We start from the raw sequence: 18,940 nt of genomic DNA on the forward strand, positions 1-18,940 counted from the left end.
CCGCTAGGCGCTCGCCAGCACCCGCCGGTAGACCTCCATGGTGCGGTCCCCGATCGCGGACCAGGCGAAGTGGTCCTCCGCGCGTCGGCGTCCCGCGGCTCCCAGCACGGCCGCGCCCTCCGGGTCCGTGGCCACGCGGGTGAGCGCCGCGGCCAGGTCGGCCACGAACCGGTCGGGGTCGAGCGGCGTGCCCGTGCCGTCGTCGGACTGCTCGATCGGGACGAGCAGGCCGGTGACGCCGTCGTCGACCACCTCGGGGATGCCGCCCGTGGCCGTGCCCACCACGGGCAGGCCCACGGCCATGGCCTCCAGGTTCACGATGCCGAGCGGCTCGTAGACGCTCGGGCAGACGAAGACGGTGCACGCGCCCAGGACGGCGATCAGGTCGGGCCGCGGAAGCATCTCCTCGATCCAGACGACGCCGGTGCGGGTCTCGCGCAGGCGTTCGACGAGGCCCACCACCTCGGCCATGATCTCGGGCGTGTCGGGGGCGCCGGCGCACAGCACGAGCTGCACCTCGGGCGGCAGCTCGGCGGCGGCGCGCAGCAGGTACGGCAGGCCCTTCTGCCGCGTGATCCGGCCGACGAACACGACGGCGGGGCGGTCCGGGTCGATACCGTGGCGGCGCACGGTCGCCTCCGCGGCGGCGTTGGCCTCGGCGTCGTCGGCGGCGGGACGGCGCCAGCCCGACAGGTCGATGCCGTTGTGCACCACGTGCACGCGCTCGGGGTCGAGCTCCGGATAGACGCGCAGGATGTCGGCCCGCATGCCCGCCGAGACCGCGATGACGCCGGCGGCGCCCAGGTAGGCGGTCCGCTCGGCCCACGAGGAGAGCGCGTAGCCGCCGCCGAGCTGCTCGGCCTTCCAGGGGCGCAGGGGCTCCAGCGAGTGCGCCGTCACGACGTGCGGCACACCGTGCAGCAGGCCGCCCAGGTGGCCCGCCATGTTGGCGTACCAGGTGTGGGAGTGCAGCAGGTCGGCGCCCGCGACGTCGTCGGCCATCACCAGGTCGGTGCCCAGGGTGGCCAGGGCGGCGTTGGCGCCCGTGAGCGCCGTCGGCGTGCTGTAGCCGGTGACGCCGGCGGCTTCGGTCGCGGCGTCGCGCGGGCCGTCGAAGCAGCGCACGCGGACGTCGGCGTGCTGTCGCAGGACGGCGGCCAGCTCGGCGACGTGCACGCCCGCGCCGCCGTACACGTTCGGCGGGAACTCGCGGGTGAGCAGGTCCACGCGGAGCGTACCGGTGGGCCGCAGCTCGGGGGCGGGGCCGGCGGTGGCGGGGGTGGTGGCGGCGGGAAGGTCGGGCACAGTGCCAACCTAGCGTGCGCCACGTCTCAGCGTGCCACCTGACGCAACCGGCGGAAAGGCCTTAATGTCACCGTATGGCCTCCGCTCCCCGCGTCCTTGCGATCGTCCTCGCCGGCGGTGAGGGAAAGCGGCTGATGCCGCTGACCGCCGCCCGCGCCAAGCCAGCAGTGCCCTTCGGCGGGATCTACCGCCTGGTCGACTTCGCGCTGTCGAACATCGTCAACTCGCGGTACCTGCACGTCGTCGTGCTGACGCAGTACAAGTCCCACTCCCTGGACCGCCACATCTCCAAGACGTGGCGCATGTCGCCGCTGCTGGGCAACTTCGTGGCACCCGTCCCGGCTCAGCAGCGCGTGGGCAAGCACTGGTATCTCGGCAGCGCCGACGCGATCTACCAGTGCCTGAACATCATCGACGACGAGCGGCCCGACATCGTGGTCGTGGTCGGTGCCGACCACGTCTACCGCATGGACTTCTCGCAGATGGTGGACGCGCACATCGAGTCCGGCGCGCGTGCCACGGTCGCCGCGATCCGGCAGCCGATCGAGATGGCGGACCAGTTCGGCGTCATCGACGTGGACCCGGCCGACCCGTCGAAGATCCGCGAGTTCCTGGAGAAGCCGACCGAGCCCACGGGCCTGCCGGACTCCCCCGGCGAGATCCTCGCCTCGATGGGCAACTACGTGTTCGACGCCGACGCGCTGGTCGAGGCGGTCACCAAGGACGCGGCCAACCCCGACTCGCGGCACGACATGGGCGGCGACATCATCCCGGCGTTCGTGGCCGAGGGCGAGGCGGGCGTCTACGACTTCATCCGCAACGACGTGCCCGGCTCCACCGACCGGGACCGCGGCTACTGGCGCGACGTCGGGACGATCGACTCGTTCTACGACGCGCACACCGACCTGATCGCGGTGCACCCGATCTTCAACCTCTACAACATGGAGTGGCCCCTGTACACGGGCTACACGGGGCTGCCGCCGGCCAAGTTCGTGCACGCGGGTCCGGGCCGCATGGGGCACGCGGCGGAGTCGATCGTGTCGCCGGGCGTGCTCATCTCGGGTGCGCAGGCGGCCGGTTCGGTGCTCTCCCCCGGCGTGCACCTGCACTCCTGGTCGAACGTGTCCAACTCGGTGCTGATGGACGACGTCCAGGTGCACCGCTACGCGCATGTGCACCGCGCGATCGTGGACAAGAACGTGATCATCAACGAGCGGGCGCGCATCGGCGTGGACCACGACGAGGACCGCGCGCGCGGTTTCACGGTCACGGAGTCGGGGCTCGTGGTGGTCCCGAAGGGCACGATCGTCGACTGACGCGGCCGCGGCGCCCGGGCGCGCGGCGTGGACAGGGCCGCGCGGCGGCGCGCTGCTCCGGCACACTGGGTCCCGTGAAGCGACTCATCGTGTCCGACGCCGACTCCACGTTCTTCCGCCAGGAGGTCATCGAGCTGATCGCCGAGCACGCCGGCACCCGCGAGCAGGTAGCGGCCGTGACCGAGCGCGCGATGCGGGGCGAGCTCGACTTCGCCGGGTCGCTGCGCGAGCGCGTGGCGACGCTGGCCGGCGTGCCCGTCGAGGCGCTGGACAAGGTCCGCGCGGCGGTGGAGCTCATGCCGGGCGCCCGGGAGCTCGTGGCCGAGTGCCAGGCCCGCGGCTGGGCGTTCGGGCTGGTGTCGGGCGGGTTCGAGGAGATCGCCGCGCCGATCGCGCGCGAGCTGGGAATCGAGCTCGTGCGGGCCAACCGGCTGGAGGTCGCCGACGGCGTGCTGACCGGCCGCACCGTCGGCCCCGTCATCGACCGGGCCGCGAAGGCCGCGACGCTCCGCGAGTGGGCCGCGCAGACCGGTGTGCCGCTGGAGCAGACGGTCGCGGTGGGCGACGGCGCGAACGACCTCGACATGATCGCCGCCGCCGGGGTGGGCGTGGCGTTCAACGCCAAGCCGCTCGTGCGCGAGCAGGCCCCCCACGTGATCGAGGACCGCCTGGACAACCTGCTGGCCCTCCTCTGAGCCGAGTCCTGTCAGACACGGACGGACGTGTCAGGCGCTCGGGTCACCAAGGTGATCCGCGCGTCTGACACGTCCGTTCGTGTCTGACACCGAGGGGCGTCAGGCGGGGCGCGTGACCTCGGTCAGGCGGGCCGTCTTGCGGTCCCAGTCCGCCCAGGCGAGATCGGCCTCCAGCACCGAGTAGGTCGCCGTCGGGACGCCGACGCGCACCTGCGCGAGGGCGCCGTCCTCCGAGCCCGGCCCGGCCAGGAGCTCGGCCGTGCCCGCCATCGCGGGCTCGTGGCCGATCACCAGGACGGTGCGGGCTGCGGGCTCCAGCTCACGCACCAGCGCCAGGACGCCGCGCGGCATGGCACCCAGCAGGTCGTCGGTGTAGGACACCGCCGGCTCCCCCAGGTGCTTGCGCACGAGGTCCCAGGTCTGCCGCGTCCGCAACGCCCCGGAGACGAGGACGGCGTCGGGCACGAGGCCGGACGCGACCAGTGCCGCCCCGACCTTCCCTGCCTGGTCCCGGCCACGCAAGGCGAGGGGCCGCGACTCGTCGGGAAGTTCCGACGCCGGCTCCGCCTTCGCGTGCCGGAGCAACACCAGACGCCGTGACGGCGTCGTGGTGGGCTCCGTGCCCGACGCTCTGCCCATCAGTGCCTCCTGCCCATCTACTGGCCCATGGCGTGCACGCCGCCGTCGACGTGCACGATCTCGCCTGTCGTCGCCGGGAACCAGTCGGACAGCAGGGCGGCGACGGCGCGCGCGGCCGGCTCTGCGGTGGTCTGGTCCCAGCCGAGCGGGGCTCGCGTCGGCCAGGCGTCCTCCATCGTCGCGAAGCCCGGGATGGACTTGGCGGCGGTGGTACGGATCGGCCCTGCCGAGACGAGGTTGCAACGGATGCCCTCGGGCCCGAGGTCGCGCGCCAGGTAGCGGTTCGCGGACTCGAGACCGGCCTTGGCCACGCCCATCCAGTCGTAGACGGGCCAGGCGAACTGCGCGTCGAACGTGAGGCCGACGACGGCACCGCCGTGGGTCATCAGCGGCTTGGCGGCCACCGCGATCGACTTGTACGAGAACGTCGAGACGTGCAGCGCGGTGGCGACGTCCTCCCAGGTACCCGAGAGGAAGTTGCCGCCCATGACGGACTGCGGCGCGAACCCGATCGAGTGCACGACGCCGTCGAGCCGCTCGAAGCCCTCCGCACGCACGGCGTCCGCGAGCGCGTCGAGGTTCTCCTGGCTGGTGGCGTCGAGCTCCACGACCGGCGCCTCGACGGGGAGACGCTTGGAGAAGGCCTGGGTCAGCTTCATCTGCCGTCCGAAGGACGAGAGCACGACCTCCGCGCCCTCCTCCTGGGCGAGACGGGCGGCGTGGAATGCGATCGACGAGTCCGTCAGCACGCCCGTGACGAGCAGCTTCTTACCTTCGAGGAGACCCATGTTGTCCTTCCGATCAGGCGCAGGCGTGCCGGAGCAACCCCTGTGCTGGGTGCGAGCGTAATGCGGATTGCAGCGTGGAACGAAACTCCGCGCCGTGTCACGCGCGGGGAATGTTGGATATGTACCGACGAAACCGCTGGTGGCGGCGTCAGACTACGGGTCAGTGACCCATCCCGAGACCGCCGTCGACGGGGATGAGGGCACCCGAGACGTAGCCGGCGGCGTCGGAGGCGACGAACGAGACGACGGCGGCGACCTCGTCCGGCGTGGCGAAGCGGCCCGCGGGGATCGACTTCAGGTAGCCGTTGCGCACGTCGTCGGACAGCGCGGCCGTCATGTCGGTCTCGACGTAGCCGGGCGCGACGACGTTCGCGGTGATGCCGCGCGAGCCCAGCTCGCGGGTGATCGAGCGGGCCATGCCCACCAGGGCCGCCTTCGAGGAGGCGTAGTTGACCTGGCCGGGGCCGCCGGACGTGCCGACGATCGAGCCGAGCAGCACGATGCGGCCCTTGCGGGCCCGGATCATGCCCTTGGAGGCCCGGCGGACGCAGCGGAACGTGCCCTTCAGGTTCACGTCGATGACGGTCTCGAACTCCTCGTCGCTCATGCGCATGAGGAGCTGGTCCTTGGTCACGCCCGCGTTGGCCACGAGCACCTCGACCGGGCCCAGGTCGGCCTCGATCGCGGCGAAGGCGGCGTCGACGGCCTCGGTGTCCGTGACGTCCGCCACGTAGGGCTCGACGCCCTTGGGCAGGTCCCCGCCGCGGTAGATCGTGGCGACGCGGTCGCCGTCGGCGACGAAACGCTCGGCGATGGCGCGGCCGATGCCGCGAGCGGCACCCGTCACGACGACCACACGGCCGGTGGGACCTGCGGCAATGCTCTGAGTGGCGGGCATGGTGGTCACCTGAGGCTCCTCGATGCTGGGCTTTCGCAAGGGGCCGCGCGAGGCTGGGGGCCGCGGCCGGTACCTGGGTCGATCCGGGTCCGCTGCGACGCTACCCCGCGCGTCGGACGCGCGCCGCGCGCGGCGGGCCACAGGGATCCACCGGACCTTGTCGGTTTCCTACAACAACCTCTTGTACGCCCAGCATGCACCACGTCGTGTGAGGTATGCCGACGTCGTGTCCGGTGATGTCGGGCGCACGTAGACTGACAGCATGAGCGAGCCGGTTCCCTCCATCACCTCGGCCCCCGAGCCGCTGGCGGTGGACCAGGCGCGCCGCACGCGCAGCTACCTCATCCAGATGTCCATCCGCGTGGTCTGCATCATCGGCGCCGTGCTGGTCGACGGCTGGGTCCGCTGGGCCTTGGTGGCGGCCGCCGTGGTGCTGCCGTACTCGGCAGTGCTCGTCGCCAACGCCGGCCGCGACCACACCACGCACGACACCTCCCCCGTCACGCCGCAGGCGGCCCCGATGCTCGAGGAGCTGCCCGAGGAGGCGCCCCCGGTCGCGCACGAGGGCAGGCAGGCCGGGTCGCAGGACCATCGTCCGGACGACCCGGGCGCCCACGACGGGACCGGACGGCTGAGCCCTGGGCCCGGCCGCGTGATCAACCACGTGGACGACTGATGGACGTGCTGGGACTGACGGGCGGGACGCCCGACGCCGTTCCCGACGGCGAGCTGATCTGCAGCGCCAAGGGCTGCCGCGAGCAGGCCGCATGGGGCCTGCTCTGGAACAACCCGAAGCTGCACACCCCGCAGCGGCGCAAGGTGTGGCTCGCCTGCGACGAGCACCGCGAGCACCTCGAGCAGTTCCTGGGCGCGCGGTCCTTCTGGAAGCAGACCGTCCCGGTGGCGGAGCTGGAAAGGGTCTCGTGAACCAGACGCACGTGGCGGCGCGGCCCCCGGCGCCCGACGACGCGCGCGGCCCGCGCACCACCCGCCAATGGGTGATCCTCGCGGTGGCCGCCGTGGTGCTGGCCGCGCTGTGCCTGGTCGCCGGACGCTGGCAGTGGAACCGGTACGAGTCCCGCGAGGCCGAGATCGACCTCATCGAGAACAACTGGTCGGCGCCGGCGGTGCCCGTGGACGAGATCCTGCCGGGTCCCGGTGCGGTGGTGCCGGACTCCGATATCTGGCGCCCGGTCGAGCTGGAGGGCCACTACGTCACGGACGCGACCGTGCTGCTGCGCAACCGGCCGGTCGCGGGCCGCAACGGGTACCACGTGCTGGTGCCGTTCGAGACGCGCCTGCCGGACGGCCAGGAGATCGTGCTGGTCGTCAACCGTGGCACGGTGCCGCTCGGGCGCGACGCGCGGGGCCCGGACGCCGTCCCGGACGCGCCCTCGGGCGACGTGACCGTCGTGGTGTCGCTGCGCGCCGACGAGCCGCCGTCCGACCGCGGCGCGCAGCCCGGCCAGGTGCAGGCGATCTCGACGGCCCAGGTGCTCGCCGCCGGGCCTGACGGCGCAGGATGGGCCGAGGGGCGCACCGTCGGCGCGTACGGCGCGCTGCGGTCGGAGCAGCCCGCTCCCGACGTCGCGCTGGCGACCCTGCCCAAGCCCGACACCGACCCGGGCTCGCACCTCTCCTACGCGTTCCAGTGGGCCATCTTCGCGCTCGGCGCCGTGGGCGGGTACATCGTGCTGTGGCGCCGTGAGCGGGGAGCGTTGCGCGGGGAGAACGTGTCGGCGGGCGACCTGCTGCTGGCTTCCGGCGAGGTGTCCGACGGCGAAGGGGTCCGCGCCCGCAAGGCGCCCAAGGAGCGCCGGCGCAGCGCCGAGGACGAGGAAGACGCGCTGATCGAGTCCCAGCTGCGCTGAGCCGCTCCGGCCAACCGCTGGTCGGGCTCAGGCCAGGGAGACGAGCTCCTGGTAGCTGTCGTTCCAGAGGTCCTCGTCGCCGTCGGGCAGCAGGAGCACGCGCTCCGGCTCCAGCGCCTCGACGGCGCCGTCGTCGTGGGTCACCATGACGACGGCGCCCTCGTACGTCTTGAGCGCCCCGAGGATCTCGGCGCGGGATGCCGGGTCGAGGTTGTTGGTGGGCTCGTCCAGCAGCAGCACGTTGGCGCCGGAGACGACGATCGTCGCCAGCGCGAGCCGCGTCTTCTCACCGCCGGACAGCACGTGCGCCGGCTTCTCGGCGTCGTCCCCGCTGAAGAGGAACGAGCCGAGCACCGAGCGCACCTGGGTGTCGGTGAGGTCGGGCGCGGCGTGCCGCAGGTTCTCCACGACGGTCGCGTCCATGTCGAGCGTGTCGTGCTCCTGGGCGTAGTAGCCGAGCTTGAGGCCGTGGCCGGGCTCGACCTCGCCGGTGTCCGGGGCCTCGACGCCCGCGAGGATGCGCAGCAGCGTCGTCTTGCCCGCACCGTTGAAGCCGAGGATCACCACGCGCGACCCGCGGTCGATCGCCAGGTCGACCCCGGCGAAGACCTCCTGCGACCCGTACGCCTTGGACAGCCCGCTCGCGGTCAGCGGCGTGCGCCCGCAGGGCGCCGGCGTCGGGAAGCGGAGCTTGGCCACGCGGTCGGCGGCGCGCTCGTTCTCCAGGCCGCCGAGCATCTTCTCGGCGCGCTTGATCATGTTCTGCGCGGCGGTCGCCTTGGTCGCCTTGGCGCGCATCTTCTCGGCCTGGGCGAGCAGGGTGCCGGCCTTCTTCTCCGCGTTCGCCCGCTCGCGCCGACGACGTCGCTCGTCCGTCTCGCGCTGCTCCAGGTACGTGTCCCAGCCCATGTTGTACTGGTCGAGCTCGCCCCGGTTCGCGTCCAGGTGGAACACCTTGTTCACCGTGGCGCGCAGCAGGTCGACGTCGTGGCTGATCACGATGAACCCGCCGTTGTACGCCTTGAGGTAGTCGCGCAGCCAGATGATCGAGTCGGCGTCGAGGTGGTTGGTGGGCTCGTCCAGCAGCAGCGTCTCGACGCCGCTGAACAGGATGCGCGCGAGCTCGATCCGGCGGCGCTGACCGCCCGAGAGGGTGCTCAGCGGCTGGCCCAGCACGCGCTCGTCCAGGCCGAGGTTCGCCGTGATGATCTGCGCCTCGGACTCGGCGGCGTACCCGCCGGCGGCGAGGAACCGCGCCTCCAGCTTGGGGTAGCGCTCCAGCGCCGCGGCCTGCGTGTCCGGGTCGGCCGAGGCCATCTCGCCCTCGGTCGCGCGCATCTGCGCGATCACGCGGTCGAGGTTGCGCGCGGAGAGCACGCGGTCCATCGCGACGACCTCGAGGTCGCCCGTGCGCGGGTCCTGCGGCAGGTAGCCGATGTCCGTGCCGCGCACGATCTGACCGCCCGTGGGCTGGGTCTCCCCCGCCAGCGTCTTGGTCAGCGTGGTCTTGCCGGCGCCGTTGCGGCCCACCAGGCCGATCCGGTCGCCCGAGGCGACCCGGAAGGTGGCCTCGCTCAGCAGCACGCGCGCGCCGACGCGCAGCTCGACGCCATGGGCAGTGATCACGCAGGTGTTCCTCACGGTCAGGGGTGGTCGTACGACAGAGATCGGCCCACGGCGGCGGGGGCCGGTCCAGTCTAGGGGGTGCGGGTGCGGCAACGGGCGGGTCGCGACGAATGTCACCATGGGGCCCATGCCATCTTCACGCGCCGACGCCGCCGGCTGGCAGCCCGGCGACGTCCGCGAGGCGGCCGGCGGGCTGTTCGCCCTGGCCCTCGCCACCTTCGTCGCCGTCACGACCGAGCTGGTCCCGGTGGGCCTGCTCCCGCTGATCAGCGACGACCTCGCCGTCTCGGAGTCCGTCGCGGGCCTCCTGGTCACGGCGTACGCGTTCATGGTGGCAGCGCTCGCCCTGCCGCTCACGTCCGCGACGCGGAGGCTGCCGCGCAAGACGCTGCTGCTCGGCACCCTGGCCGTCTACACGGCGAGCAACGTGATCGTCGCGCTGGCCCCCACGTTCGCCGTCGTCGCCGCGGCGCGGGCCCTGGGCGGGGCCGCCCACGCCGTCTTCTTCTCCGTGAGCATCGGGTACGCCTCGCGGCTGGTGCGCCCGCACCTGGCCGGGCGGGCGCTGGCGCTCGTCACACTGGGCGCGTCGGCCGGGTTCATCCTCGGCGTCCCGCTGTCGACGTCGCTGGGGGCGGCCGTCGGCTGGCGCAACGCGTTCCTCGTCCTGACGGGCGTGTGCGTCGTCGCGGGCGTGCTCACGGCGTGGCTGCTGCCGTCCGTCCCGGGCGGCGGCGCTCCCCCGGACGACGCCGCCCGGGGCGCCCGGCGGACCGCGCTCGCCCAGGTCAGCGTGGCGAACGCCCTGGCATACCTGGGTCACTTCACGGTCTACACCTACGTCTCGGTGCTGCTCCTGGCCGCCGGGCTGGCCACCGCCGCGCTCGGCCCGGCCCTGCTGCTGATCGGCGCGCTGGGGCTCGTCGGGGCCGCGTTCGCGGCCGCGCGGCTCGACGTGCACCTCCGGCAGACCACCGTGATCACCCTCTCCGTGGTCGCGGCCGGGGTGCTCGCCCTCGGCCTCGCGTTCCCCGGCACGGTGGGCACGCTCGCCGCGGCAGCCGTGTGGAGCGTCGGCTTCGGCGCCGTGGCCGCCGTCTTCCAGACGGCGGCGATCCGGACGCGCGGGGCCTCGCCCGACGTCGTCGGGGCGCTGGTCAACGCGACGGCGAACATCGGTATCGGCGGCGGCGCGGCCCTCGGGGCGCTCGTGCTCGACGGCGCGGGCATCGACGTGCTGCCGTACACCGGCGCGGTGCTCGTGGTGGCCGCGCTGGTCGTGGTGCTGGTGGCACGGCGGGCGTTCCCGGGCGGCCCGGCCGCGGCCGCCGACGCCGCTCCGGGCCCCGCGGACGACGCCGCAGGTGGGTGATCACTTCACCGTCAGAACGCGCGCACATGGCAACGCGGACGTAACGTCCGCCCCATGGGCACTGAGACGACCAGCGTTCCAGTCACTGTCACCGACGCACTGCCGCTGCTCCGCGCCGGCCGCCTGACAGGCGGTGACGACCTCACGGGCAACCGGCCGGCGAAGCACCTGATCGCCCGGCGCCGCACGTACTTCAAGCAGCACACCACGGCGGTCCTGCGGGGGCGGTTGACCGGACGGCCCGACGAGTACCACCGCGAGATGCGGCACCGGATCACCGGGGCGTGCGCCGCCGCGGCCGAGCTCTGGGAGCTCGTCGCCCGGCGTCCCGCCTGGCGGGTGCTCCAGTCGGTCCAGGCCGACGGCGGTGCCCTGGAGCTCGACCAGCTCGTGATCGGGCCCGGCGGCGTCTTCACGATGCACACCATCTTCCGCCCGTCGCACGAGGTGACGGCCGAGGCCGCCTGGAACGAGGCGCGCCGCACCCAGGAGATCCTCGGCCGGGCCACGCGGGTGCCGGTCACGGTGACACCCGTGATCGTCTTCGTCCGCACCAAGGAGCCCCGCGTGGCGGGCTCGCACGAGGGCGTCGAGGTGCTCACGACGCGGGAGCTCGTGCCGTGGCTGGAGGGCCGGCGTCCGGTGCTGACGGACCGCGAGCTGGAGATCGTCCACCTCGCGGCCCGCGACCGGCGCACCTGGGCCCGCTGAGGTCAGAGGTCCACGCGCGGCACCCGCCGACGCGCCGCGTCCGCGAGGCGGTCGCCCAGCTCAGCGAGCGGCACGGAGGCTTTCGCGCCCGACGCCGGGTCGGTCACCGCCAGCACGCCCGACGCCGCCTCACGCGCGCCGAGCACGCCCAGCAGCGCGTCCCGCCGCTCGCGGGCGAGCCGGATCCGGTTGCCCAGCGACCCGTCCCGTTCCACGCGGACGCGCAGGCCACGGGCCCGCAGGTCGGCGGCCACGTCGTCGGCGAGCGCGTCTCCGCCGTCGGGCAGCGGGAGCAGGCAGACCTGCACGGGCGCGAGCCAGAACGGGAGCCTGCCGCCGTGCCGCTCCAGGAGGAACGCGACCATCCGCTCCATCGCCCCGACGGTGCCGCGATGGATCATCACGACCCGCTCCCGCTCCCCCGAGGCGGCGACATAGGTGAGGTCGAATCGCTCGGGCTGGTTGAAGTCGAGCTGCACGGTCGCGAGGGTCTCCTCGTGGCCCCGGGCGTCGAGCACCTGGACGTCGATCTTGGGTCCGTAGAACGCGGCCTCGCCGGCTTCCGCGTGCCAGGGCAGCCCGGCCGGCGCCGCGACGTCGTCGAGCACCGCGCGCAGCGCCTCCTCCGCCTCGGTCCACTGCGCGGGCTCGCCGAGCCAGCGGCCGGAGTCGTCCCGGCCGGACAGGCGAAAGTAGGACACCTCGATGTCCAGGGTCTCCAGCACCTCCAGCACGGCGACGACGGCGGTGCGCACCTCCACCCCGACCTGGTCGGGACGGCAGAACACGTGCGCGTCGTCGAGGTTGATCTGCCGCACGCGGCTCAGCCCGGACAGCACCCCGGACCGCTCCGCGCGGAACATCGAGGCGAGCTCCGAGTACCGCACGGGCAGGTCGCGGTAGGAACGGGGCTCGGACGCGTAGATCTGCGCGTGGTGCGGGCAGTTCGCGGGACGCAGCACGAGGGGATCGGTGTCGCCATCGGGCGCGGAGGTGCCGTCCGAACCGCCCTGGGGGCCGCCGAGGTACATGGGCGGGAACATGTCGTCGGCGAACTTGGCCCAGTGGCCCGAGAGCTCGTACAGCGAGCGCTTGCCGAGCACCGGCGAGTAGACGGGCTCGCAGCCGGTGCGCAGCGCGACCTCGCGCGCGTACTGCTCCAGCTCGTACCGGATGGCGGCGCCGGCCGGCAGCCACAGGGGCAGGCCGGGACCGACCAGCGGGCTGGTGTCGAAGATCCGCATGTCGCGGCCGAGCTCGCGGTGGTCGACGACGGCGGACGCCGCGGGTGCCTCGTTGCCTGCGGGGACGTTCATGGTGGTGCTCCTTCGACGGGTTCGGTGGAGGAGCTGTCCCGGTGCCGCCGTCGCGCACGACAAAGGCCCCGGAGCGAGCTCCGGGGCCTGGTTGCTGGGTGCAGGTCAGCGCGCGCCGGAGGGGTCCGGCGTCGTCGTGCGTGCGCTGAGGTGCATGTCGCCCACCGTAACGTCAGAGGGTGCGGGCGTCCAGGGCGTTGCAGTCCTGGATGGTGCCGCCCTGGTAGCCGGTCGAGAACCACCGCACGCGCTGCTCGCTGGAGCCGTGCGAGAACGCCTCGGGGTTCACGTCGCCGCCGGAGCGGCGCTGGATGTTGTCGTCGCCGACGGCCGCGGCGGCGGACAGCGCCTGCTCGAGCTGGGCCCGCGAGATGGGTTCGAGGAACGGCACGCCGGTGTCCGGGTCCTCGGTGGTCGCCGCGTTGCCCGCCCACATCCCGGCGAGGCAGTCGGCCATGAGCTCGATGCGCACCGAGTCGGACTCCGGGCCGGTACCCGACCGGTCGGCCCGCTCGAACAGCCCGAGCTGGTTCTCGATGTGGTGCCCGAACTCGTGCGCCGTCACGTACATCTCCGCCAGCGGCCCGCCCTCGGCGCCGAACTGGCTGGAGAGCTGGTCGTAGAACGAGAGGTCCTCGTACACCGTGGTGTCGGCCGGGCAGTAGAACGGCCCCGTGGCCGACGTCGCCGAACCGCAGCCGGTGTCGACCGCGTCGGTGAAGCTGACGACCTCGGGCATCACGTACTCCACGCCGCCCTGCTGCGGAAGGGTCTCGGCCCAGTAGACATCGAGCGAGTCGACGGCGGCGCTGAGCCGGCACTCGGGGTCGTTGTTGGCCTGCTCCGCGGTGCAGCTGCCGATGTAGCCCTGCTCGCCACCGCCGCCGGAGTCGGTGGTGGTCCCGAGGATGTCGGCCGGGCTGTTGCCGGTCAGCACCATGTACAGCAGCGCGATGACGAGCGCCGCACCGCCGCCGACGCCCGCGCCGACGGCGCCCCGGCGTCCGCCACCCTTGCGGACCCGGCCGCCCTCGAACTGCCCGCCCTCGCTGAAAGTCACCTGACAACGCTACCGCGAGCCGAGGGTCGGTACCCGGAGGGCACCCGGGGCCGGGGGTGCCGTACGAAGGCCCGGCGAGCCGGCCGGGCTGTCCGTACGATCGGCGCATGGACCTGCTGCGACATGCCGAGCTGTCCCGTCGTGCCGTGCTCGCCGCGGCGTTCGTCCCGCTCGTGGGGTGCGCTCGGGAACCGGCGGCGCCGGCGGGGAGCGACGCGACGTCGAGCACGTCGGCGTCCGGTGCCGCGTCGCCGTCCGGCACGCCGGAGGAGACGGGGCCGAAGGACTACGGCGAGCAGGCCGCCGAGCTCGCGGGCGACGACCCGGTGCTGCTCGCGCTGGTCGCGGCCTTCACGCCGGGCTGGCTGCCGCCGGAGGCCCCGGACCCGGAGCCCACCCGGATCTTCGACAACGTCACGGTGGTCGGCACCGACTTCGTGTCGGCCACGGCGGTCGAGACCTCGGACGGCGTGATCCTGGTCGACGCGCTCGAGTCCCGGGAGCAGGCCGCCGGCATCCTGGTCCCCGAGCTGCGCTCCCTGGGTGTCGACCCCGCGCGGATCAAGTACGTGGTGGTGGCGCACGGGCACGCCGACCACTTCGGCGGTGCCCAGTACCTGGCCGACCGGTACGGCGCCCGCGTGCTGATGAGCCCTACCGACTGGGACGTCGCGGCCAAGGACTCCTCGCCCGACGTTCCCGAGCGCGACCTGGAGATCTCCGACGGGCAGCGCCTGTCCCTGGGCGGCACGACCATGCGGCTGCCCTACACGCCGGGTCACACCCCCGGCACGGTGTCGCCGATCTTCCCCGTGTGGTGGAAGGGACGGCGGCACACGGCGATGCTGTGGGGCGGCACCGGTCTCCCGGAGCCGACGTCGGGCAAGCGGGACTACCTGCGGTCGGTGATCGAGTACGCCGCCGTGATGCGGCGGTTGCGCGTGGACGTCGAGCTGAGCAACCACGGCCAGACCGACGCCGGCCTCGACCGCATGCGGGCACTGCGCGAGGGGACCGCCGGCGACCAGAACCCGTTCGTCCTGGGGCAGGCCCGCGCACAGCGCTTCATGCAGGTCCTGGAGCTGCTGGTGCGGGACAAGCTCGAGGAGTGAGCCGAAGTGCCATGGAGTGCTTCGCTCGGCCCTCTGATGTCCGAGCGACGGCCCCGAACTGCACACGGGCCAGGTGTGTTGCGCGGTGTAGACGATGTCTACCGTCAGCAACACACCCAGCCCGCGTAAGCGCCCTCGTGGCGCGCCCTACCGAGCCGTGCGGCTCCGGTACTCCTCCACCGGCCACGACGTCATCGCCCCGATCCGGACCGAGACGATCGCGCCGTCGGCGTCCCGCTCCGTCTGGACCGGCTCCCCCACGGTGCCGAAACCGGCCACGGGCTCCTGCACGAGCCGGCCGTCGGAGACGACCAGCCGCTGCGCGACCTCCGCCGGTTCCGCGGCCCGCACGTTGATCGTGTGCAGGATCCCGCCCAGGTCCACGACATCGGCCACACCCCACAGGTTGGCGAAGCGTCCGATCGGTGCGTCCGCCGGGACGCCCGGAACCGGGTCGCCACCCTTGCCGGTGACGGCGGACGCGGCGACCTCGTCGGCGGCCGCGAGCGCGAGGTTGATCAGCTGGATGACGCCGTTGGCGATCTGCCCGGCGGGGCCGTCGACGGCGTTGGTCAGCGCGGAGACCACGATCCCCTCCACGGGGTCGATCCAGGTCCGGGTGATGTGGCCGGGGTAGCCGCCGGAGTGCCCGACGACCTCACGGTCCCCGACCTTGCCGACCTCGATGCCGACGCCGTACCGGCCGAGCTCCTTGCCGCGCACCGCCACGCGCGACTCGTCGCGCTGCATGAGCCGCTTGCTGGCGTCGCTGATCAGGGTGGTGTCGCCGAACGTGTGGGCGGCGCCGTAGCGCACCATCTCCAGGGCGGTCGAGTACCAGCCGGTGGCGGCCGCCATGGCCCGGGTGTCGACGTGCGGGATGACCCGGCGGGCGTCGCCGTGGGCGATCCGGCCGGTGTGGCCGGCCGCGTACTCGGCGGCGCGGGCGGGGTCCAGCTCGGTCCCGGTGCGGGTCAGCCCGAGGGGCTCGACGACGGCGACGCGGGCCGCCTCGTCGTACGTCTTGCCGGTGACCTGCTCGATGATGATCCCGAGCAGGCTGTAGCCGATGTTGGTGTACTTGAAGTGCTCGTTCGGCTCGAATACGACGCCTTCGGCGCGCACGCACTCCAGCACCTCGGCGCGGTCGAGGAAGGGCCGGTGGTGCTGCCAGAAGTCGCCGTCGGAGGAATCGCGGATGATCCCGGCCTGATGGCCCAGGAGCTCCCGGACGGTGACGCCGGCGGCGCGCGAGCCGTCGAGCTCCGGCACGAGATCGCCCGCGCGGTCGTCCAGCCGCAGCTCGCCGCGCTCGACGAGCTGCATCACCATCACGCCGGTGAACGTCTTGGAGTGCGACGCGATGCGGAACAGGTGGTCGCTGGTGAGGTCCTCCCCCGTCTCGACGTCGGCCTTGCCCCAGGCCAGGTCGACGAACACCTCGCCGCGGCGGCCGACGGCGAGCTGCAGGCCGGGGACGCCGTGGTACGCGGCCTGGAAGGAGGCCCAGTCAGCGAGGTAGGGGGCGATCGAGCGGAGGGTCTGTGCGGTGCGGTCCTCGGTCAACAGGGGTCCTCTCGGCGTGGCGGTCTCGGGGGCATCATGCCTGATGGGTGCTTCGGGCAGAGCGGCAATTTCGGCGCGGTCACCGCTGGCGGGCGTGGCGGGGCCGGTCGGGGTTGCGCAGGGTCTTGACCAGCCACCACACGATGAGCAGGACGACCACGACGATGACGATCTTCTGGAAGACGCCGACGCTCTGCTCGACGATGTGCCACTGGTCGCCCAGCAGGTAGCCGGCGCCGACCAGCAGCGTGTTCCAGACGCCGGATCCCAGCGTCGTGAACAGCAGGAAGCGCGTCAGGGGCATGCGCTCCACCCCGGCCGGGATGGAGATGAGGCTGCGCACGATCGGGATGACGCGACCGATGAGCACGGCCCAGTCGCCGTGCCGGTTGAACCAGTCCTCGGCCTTGTCGACGTCCTCCAGCTTGACCAGCGGCATGCGGTCCACGATGTTGCGCAGCCGCTCCCTGCCGAGCCACGCCCCGAGTCCGTACAGGAGGACGGCGCCGACCACGGAGCCGGCGGTCGTCCAGATCAGCACGTGCCACAGCACGAGGGTGCCCTGCGCCGCTGTGAAGCCTGCCAGCGGCAGGATCACCTCGCTCGGAAGGGGCGGGAACAGGTTCTCGAGGGCGATCGCTACGCCTGCGCCCGGGGCGCCGAGGGTCTCCATGAGCCCGACGGCCCAGTCGGCGACGGTCGTGGCGAAGCTTTGTGTCGTCATGGCCCCTACGCTATTTGACGGCGAGAGGGCCGGCGGACTGCGGTCCTCCCGCTGGTCACACGGGCGGGCCGCAGAACGGGGTGTGGTTTACCGCAGTCCGCGCGGCCCGCGTCGTCCCTATCCTGGCGAGGTGGATCCCGCCCCCGCCGTCTGGCGCAGCACCCCTGCCCGCATGCTGTGGGGCGCGGCCCTCGGGGCGGTGACCTGGCCGCTCGACCTGGTCTTCGCCGTGGTCTCGCTGGTACGGCGCCGGACGCCGTTCGGGCCGGTGGGTTCGTTGGTCGCCTGGCACCGCCGTCGTACCGTGCGTCTTCTCGGCTGGTCCGACGGCGGCGCCGCGCTCACCCCTGCGCGCGCCGCCCGGTACCTCGCGGCGCGGACCGTTGTGGGTGTGGTGGGCACGCTGGTGCTCGGGTTGCTGGCGTACGGGCTGTTCGCGGTGGTCGCGGGCCTGGCATCGTGGCTGTTCGACGTGCGGCTCACCGTCGACGAGGCCTTTCAGGGCGACGGGCTGACGACGTCTGGCCTGCTCGCGATGATCCCGATCGGCGCGATCCTGCTGTACCTGGACCTGATGGGACTGGTCGGGGTGGCGCTGCTGGACCGGTCGGCCGCCGCGCGCTGGCTCGCGCCGAGCCGCAGCGAGCGGCTGGCGGCCCAGATCGAGTCGCTGACCGTGAGCCGGACGGAGCTGCTCTCCGCCCTGGACGCGGAGCGCGGCCGGATCGAGCGCGACCTGCACGACGGCGTGCAGCAGCGGGCCGTGGCCGTCGGGCTGCTGGTGAACCGGGCACGTCGGGCTGTCGGTGCCTCGTCCTCTGCGGTGCTGCTGCTGGAGCAGGCCGCGCGGGAGGCCGAGCTGCTGGTGACGGACCTGCGGGACGTCGCGTGGCGGGTACGGCCGACGGCCCTGGACACGCACGGGCTGGCGCCCGTGCTCGCGGAGCTGGTGTCGCGCACGACGCCGCCGACGGCGCTGGACTGGCCGGACCCGGTTCGGCTGCCGCCCGCGGTCGAGACGACGCTGTACTACGTGGTGGCGGAGTCCCTGACCAACGTGGCCAAGCACGCGGGGGCGGCGAAGGCGGAGGTGCGCGTCCGCGCCGGTCGCGCTCGCCGGGACTCCGGGGCCGGGCCCGAGATCCGCGTGGAGATCACCGACAACGGCAGGGGCGGCGCCCTCCCTCGCCCCGGCCACGGTCTCGCCGGGCTGACCGGCCGGGTGGCTGCCGCCGGCGGCACCCTCACCGTCGACAGCCCCTCGGGCGGCCCGACCAGGGTCGAGGTGACGCTCCCGTGCGAGTGATGCTGGCCGAGGACTCCGCCCTGCTCCGCGAGGGCATCCGCAGCCTCCTGACAGACGAGGGGCACGACGTCGTCGCCGCCTACGGCCGGGCCGAGCCCCTGCTGGCCCGGCTGGCGGCCGAGCGCCCCGACGTCGTCGTCCTGGACGTGCGGATGCCGCCCACCCACACCGACGAAGGGGTGCGGGCCGCCGTGGAGATCCGGGCGCGCTGGCCCCAGGTGGGGATCCTCGTGCTGTCGCAGTACGTGGAGCGCGAGTTCACGCAGGCGCTGCTGGGCGACGACGCGCGCGCCGTCGGCTACCTGCTCAAGGACCGGGTGATGGGCGTGGACGACTTTCTCGACGCGCTGGACCGGGTCCACACGGGCGGGCTGGTGCTGGACCCGGACGTGGTGCGGCAGCTGTTCCGGGACACGTCGCACCCGCTCCGGATGCTGACCGAGCGAGAGCGGGAAGTGCTGGGGCTGATGGCCGAGGGGCGGACCAACGCGGGGATCGCTTCCGCGTTGTTCGTGTCCGTCTCGGCGGTGGAGAAGCACGCGAACGCGATCTTCGACAAGCTGGGGCTGCTGGCCGAGGACGGATACAACCGGCGGGTGCAGGCGATCGTGCGGTACCTGGAGTCCTGACCGATC

At 73.0% G+C, this 18,940-nt stretch carries 19 protein-coding genes; 10 read left to right on the plus strand and 9 right to left on the minus strand.

Annotated features, from left to right (window positions below; genetic code table 11):
- Nucleotides 1-3: 3 nt before the first annotated feature.
- Nucleotides 4-1,251 carry a glycogen synthase gene (gene glgA / locus ACH47X_RS05370; RefSeq protein ID WP_397402260.1) on the minus strand — a complete coding sequence of 416 codons (1,248 nt, stop codon included), beginning with the start codon at nt 1,249-1,251 and terminating at the stop codon, nt 4-6.
- Between the two features lie 128 nt (nt 1,252-1,379).
- Here glgA and glgC point away from each other — a divergent pair, with 128 nt between their 5' ends.
- Nucleotides 1,380-2,621: a glucose-1-phosphate adenylyltransferase gene (gene glgC, locus ACH47X_RS05375; RefSeq protein ID WP_121381810.1), complete on the plus strand. Its 1,242-nt coding sequence runs from the start codon at nt 1,380-1,382 to the stop codon at nt 2,619-2,621.
- Between the two features lie 74 nt (nt 2,622-2,695).
- Nucleotides 2,696-3,316 (plus strand): phosphoserine phosphatase SerB, encoded by a 621-nt coding sequence (gene serB, locus ACH47X_RS05380; protein ID WP_397402127.1) that lies wholly within the window; start codon nt 2,696-2,698, stop codon nt 3,314-3,316.
- 99 nt (nt 3,317-3,415) lie between these two features.
- Here the strand turns inward: serB and ACH47X_RS05385 are convergent, their stop codons facing one another.
- The 3 genes from ACH47X_RS05385 to fabG all read right to left on the minus strand — a co-directional run bounded on the left by ACH47X_RS05385 (nt 3,416) and on the right by fabG (nt 5,641).
- Nucleotides 3,416-3,955, minus strand: a complete 540-nt coding sequence (locus tag ACH47X_RS05385; protein ID WP_397402129.1) for a SixA phosphatase family protein — start codon at nt 3,953-3,955, stop codon at nt 3,416-3,418.
- Between the two features lie 17 nt (nt 3,956-3,972).
- Complete coding sequence (gene fabI, locus ACH47X_RS05390) at nt 3,973-4,743, minus strand: enoyl-ACP reductase FabI (RefSeq protein WP_397402131.1); 771 nt, start codon at nt 4,741-4,743, stop codon at nt 3,973-3,975.
- 160 nt (nt 4,744-4,903) lie between these two features.
- Nucleotides 4,904-5,641 (minus strand): 3-oxoacyl-ACP reductase FabG, encoded by a 738-nt coding sequence (fabG, locus tag ACH47X_RS05395; protein ID WP_036969150.1) that lies wholly within the window; start codon nt 5,639-5,641, stop codon nt 4,904-4,906.
- Nucleotides 5,642-5,903: 262 nt separating this feature from the next.
- Between fabG and ACH47X_RS05400 the strand changes: the two genes are divergently transcribed.
- Genes ACH47X_RS05400 through ACH47X_RS05410 form a run of 3 tightly spaced genes read left to right on the plus strand, consistent with a single transcriptional unit; the run spans nt 5,904 to nt 7,512 of the window.
- Nucleotides 5,904-6,317, plus strand: coding sequence for a DUF3099 domain-containing protein (locus ACH47X_RS05400; RefSeq protein ID WP_397402133.1), 414 nt, complete (start codon nt 5,904-5,906; stop codon nt 6,315-6,317).
- Nucleotides 6,317-6,568, plus strand: coding sequence for a hypothetical protein (locus tag ACH47X_RS05405; protein ID WP_020013111.1), 252 nt, complete (start codon nt 6,317-6,319; stop codon nt 6,566-6,568). Before ACH47X_RS05400 ends, ACH47X_RS05405 begins: the two co-directional genes overlap by 1 nt.
- Nucleotides 6,565-7,512: an SURF1 family cytochrome oxidase biogenesis protein gene (locus tag ACH47X_RS05410; protein WP_397402135.1), complete on the plus strand. Its 948-nt coding sequence runs from the start codon at nt 6,565-6,567 to the stop codon at nt 7,510-7,512. Before ACH47X_RS05405 ends, ACH47X_RS05410 begins: the two co-directional genes overlap by 4 nt.
- Nucleotides 7,513-7,539: 27 nt before the next feature.
- Here ACH47X_RS05410 and ACH47X_RS05415 read toward each other — a convergent pair whose 3' ends face one another.
- Nucleotides 7,540-9,138, minus strand: a complete 1,599-nt coding sequence (locus ACH47X_RS05415) for an ABC-F family ATP-binding cassette domain-containing protein (RefSeq protein WP_020013113.1) — start codon at nt 9,136-9,138, stop codon at nt 7,540-7,542.
- A 127-nt stretch (nt 9,139-9,265) separates the two neighbouring features.
- On the opposite strand from ACH47X_RS05415, the gene ACH47X_RS05420 reads away from it, so the two are divergent.
- The gene (locus ACH47X_RS05420; protein ID WP_397402137.1) at nt 9,266-10,510 is read left to right on the plus strand and encodes an MFS transporter; all 1,245 of its coding nucleotides are present in this window, start codon (nt 9,266-9,268) and stop codon (nt 10,508-10,510) included.
- Between the two features lie 54 nt (nt 10,511-10,564).
- On the plus strand, nt 10,565-11,221 hold the full coding sequence (locus ACH47X_RS05425) for a hypothetical protein (protein ID WP_397402139.1): 657 nt from the start codon (nt 10,565-10,567) through the stop codon (nt 11,219-11,221).
- A 2-nt stretch (nt 11,222-11,223) separates the two neighbouring features.
- Here the strand turns inward: ACH47X_RS05425 and thrS are convergent, their stop codons facing one another.
- Both thrS and ypfJ read right to left on the minus strand, forming a co-directional pair.
- Nucleotides 11,224-12,537 (minus strand): threonine--tRNA ligase, encoded by a 1,314-nt coding sequence (thrS, locus tag ACH47X_RS05430; RefSeq protein WP_397402141.1) that lies wholly within the window; start codon nt 12,535-12,537, stop codon nt 11,224-11,226.
- Nucleotides 12,538-12,709: 172 nt separating this feature from the next.
- Nucleotides 12,710-13,597 (minus strand): KPN_02809 family neutral zinc metallopeptidase, encoded by an 888-nt coding sequence (gene ypfJ / locus ACH47X_RS05435; RefSeq protein ID WP_397402143.1) that lies wholly within the window; start codon nt 13,595-13,597, stop codon nt 12,710-12,712.
- A 107-nt stretch (nt 13,598-13,704) separates the two neighbouring features.
- On the opposite strand from ypfJ, the gene ACH47X_RS05440 reads away from it, so the two are divergent.
- Nucleotides 13,705-14,709 carry an MBL fold metallo-hydrolase gene (locus ACH47X_RS05440; RefSeq protein ID WP_397402145.1) on the plus strand — a complete coding sequence of 335 codons (1,005 nt, stop codon included), beginning with the start codon at nt 13,705-13,707 and terminating at the stop codon, nt 14,707-14,709.
- Between the two features lie 147 nt (nt 14,710-14,856).
- Here ACH47X_RS05440 and ACH47X_RS05445 read toward each other — a convergent pair whose 3' ends face one another.
- Together ACH47X_RS05445 and ACH47X_RS05450 are read right to left on the minus strand one after the other, a co-directional pair.
- Nucleotides 14,857-16,275: a serine hydrolase domain-containing protein gene (locus tag ACH47X_RS05445; protein WP_397402147.1), complete on the minus strand. Its 1,419-nt coding sequence runs from the start codon at nt 16,273-16,275 to the stop codon at nt 14,857-14,859.
- A gap of 79 nt (nt 16,276-16,354) precedes the next feature.
- Nucleotides 16,355-16,999, minus strand: coding sequence for a DedA family protein (locus ACH47X_RS05450; protein WP_397402149.1), 645 nt, complete (start codon nt 16,997-16,999; stop codon nt 16,355-16,357).
- Between the two features lie 130 nt (nt 17,000-17,129).
- Here ACH47X_RS05450 and ACH47X_RS05455 point away from each other — a divergent pair, with 130 nt between their 5' ends.
- Both ACH47X_RS05455 and ACH47X_RS05460 read left to right on the plus strand, forming a co-directional pair.
- Nucleotides 17,130-18,305 (plus strand): sensor histidine kinase, encoded by a 1,176-nt coding sequence (locus ACH47X_RS05455; protein WP_397402151.1) that lies wholly within the window; start codon nt 17,130-17,132, stop codon nt 18,303-18,305.
- Nucleotides 18,296-18,934, plus strand: a complete 639-nt coding sequence (locus ACH47X_RS05460; protein ID WP_397402153.1) for a response regulator transcription factor — start codon at nt 18,296-18,298, stop codon at nt 18,932-18,934. The genes ACH47X_RS05455 and ACH47X_RS05460 overlap by 10 nt, the downstream gene beginning before the upstream one ends.
- The last annotated feature ends 6 nt before the right edge of the window (nt 18,935-18,940 follow it).

This window comes from Promicromonospora kroppenstedtii (assembly GCF_044389675.1).
GTDB classification, from domain to species: domain Bacteria; phylum Actinomycetota; class Actinomycetes; order Actinomycetales; family Cellulomonadaceae; genus Promicromonospora; species Promicromonospora kroppenstedtii.

Bases quoted from the DNA above. Each gene is read 5' to 3' on its own strand.
- thrS (WP_397402141.1), bottom strand. From the start codon at position 12,537: ATGAACGTCCCCGCAGGCAACGAGGCACCCGCGGCGTCCGCCGTCGTC.
- fabG (WP_036969150.1), bottom strand. From the start codon at position 5,641: ATGCCCGCCACTCAGAGCATTGCCGCAGGTCCCACCGGCCGTGTGGTC.
- ACH47X_RS05400 (WP_397402133.1), top strand. From the start codon at position 5,904: ATGAGCGAGCCGGTTCCCTCCATCACCTCGGCCCCCGAGCCGCTGGCG.
- glgC (WP_121381810.1), top strand. From the start codon at position 1,380: ATGGCCTCCGCTCCCCGCGTCCTTGCGATCGTCCTCGCCGGCGGTGAG.
- fabI (WP_397402131.1), bottom strand. From the start codon at position 4,743: ATGGGTCTCCTCGAAGGTAAGAAGCTGCTCGTCACGGGCGTGCTGACG.
- ACH47X_RS05425 (WP_397402139.1), top strand. From the start codon at position 10,565: ATGGGCACTGAGACGACCAGCGTTCCAGTCACTGTCACCGACGCACTG.
- ACH47X_RS05385 (WP_397402129.1), bottom strand. From the start codon at position 3,955: ATGGGCAGAGCGTCGGGCACGGAGCCCACCACGACGCCGTCACGGCGT.
- ACH47X_RS05440 (WP_397402145.1), top strand. From the start codon at position 13,705: ATGGACCTGCTGCGACATGCCGAGCTGTCCCGTCGTGCCGTGCTCGCC.
- ACH47X_RS05450 (WP_397402149.1), bottom strand. From the start codon at position 16,999: ATGACGACACAAAGCTTCGCCACGACCGTCGCCGACTGGGCCGTCGGG.
- ACH47X_RS05405 (WP_020013111.1), top strand. From the start codon at position 6,317: ATGGACGTGCTGGGACTGACGGGCGGGACGCCCGACGCCGTTCCCGAC.
- ACH47X_RS05420 (WP_397402137.1), top strand. From the start codon at position 9,266: ATGCCATCTTCACGCGCCGACGCCGCCGGCTGGCAGCCCGGCGACGTC.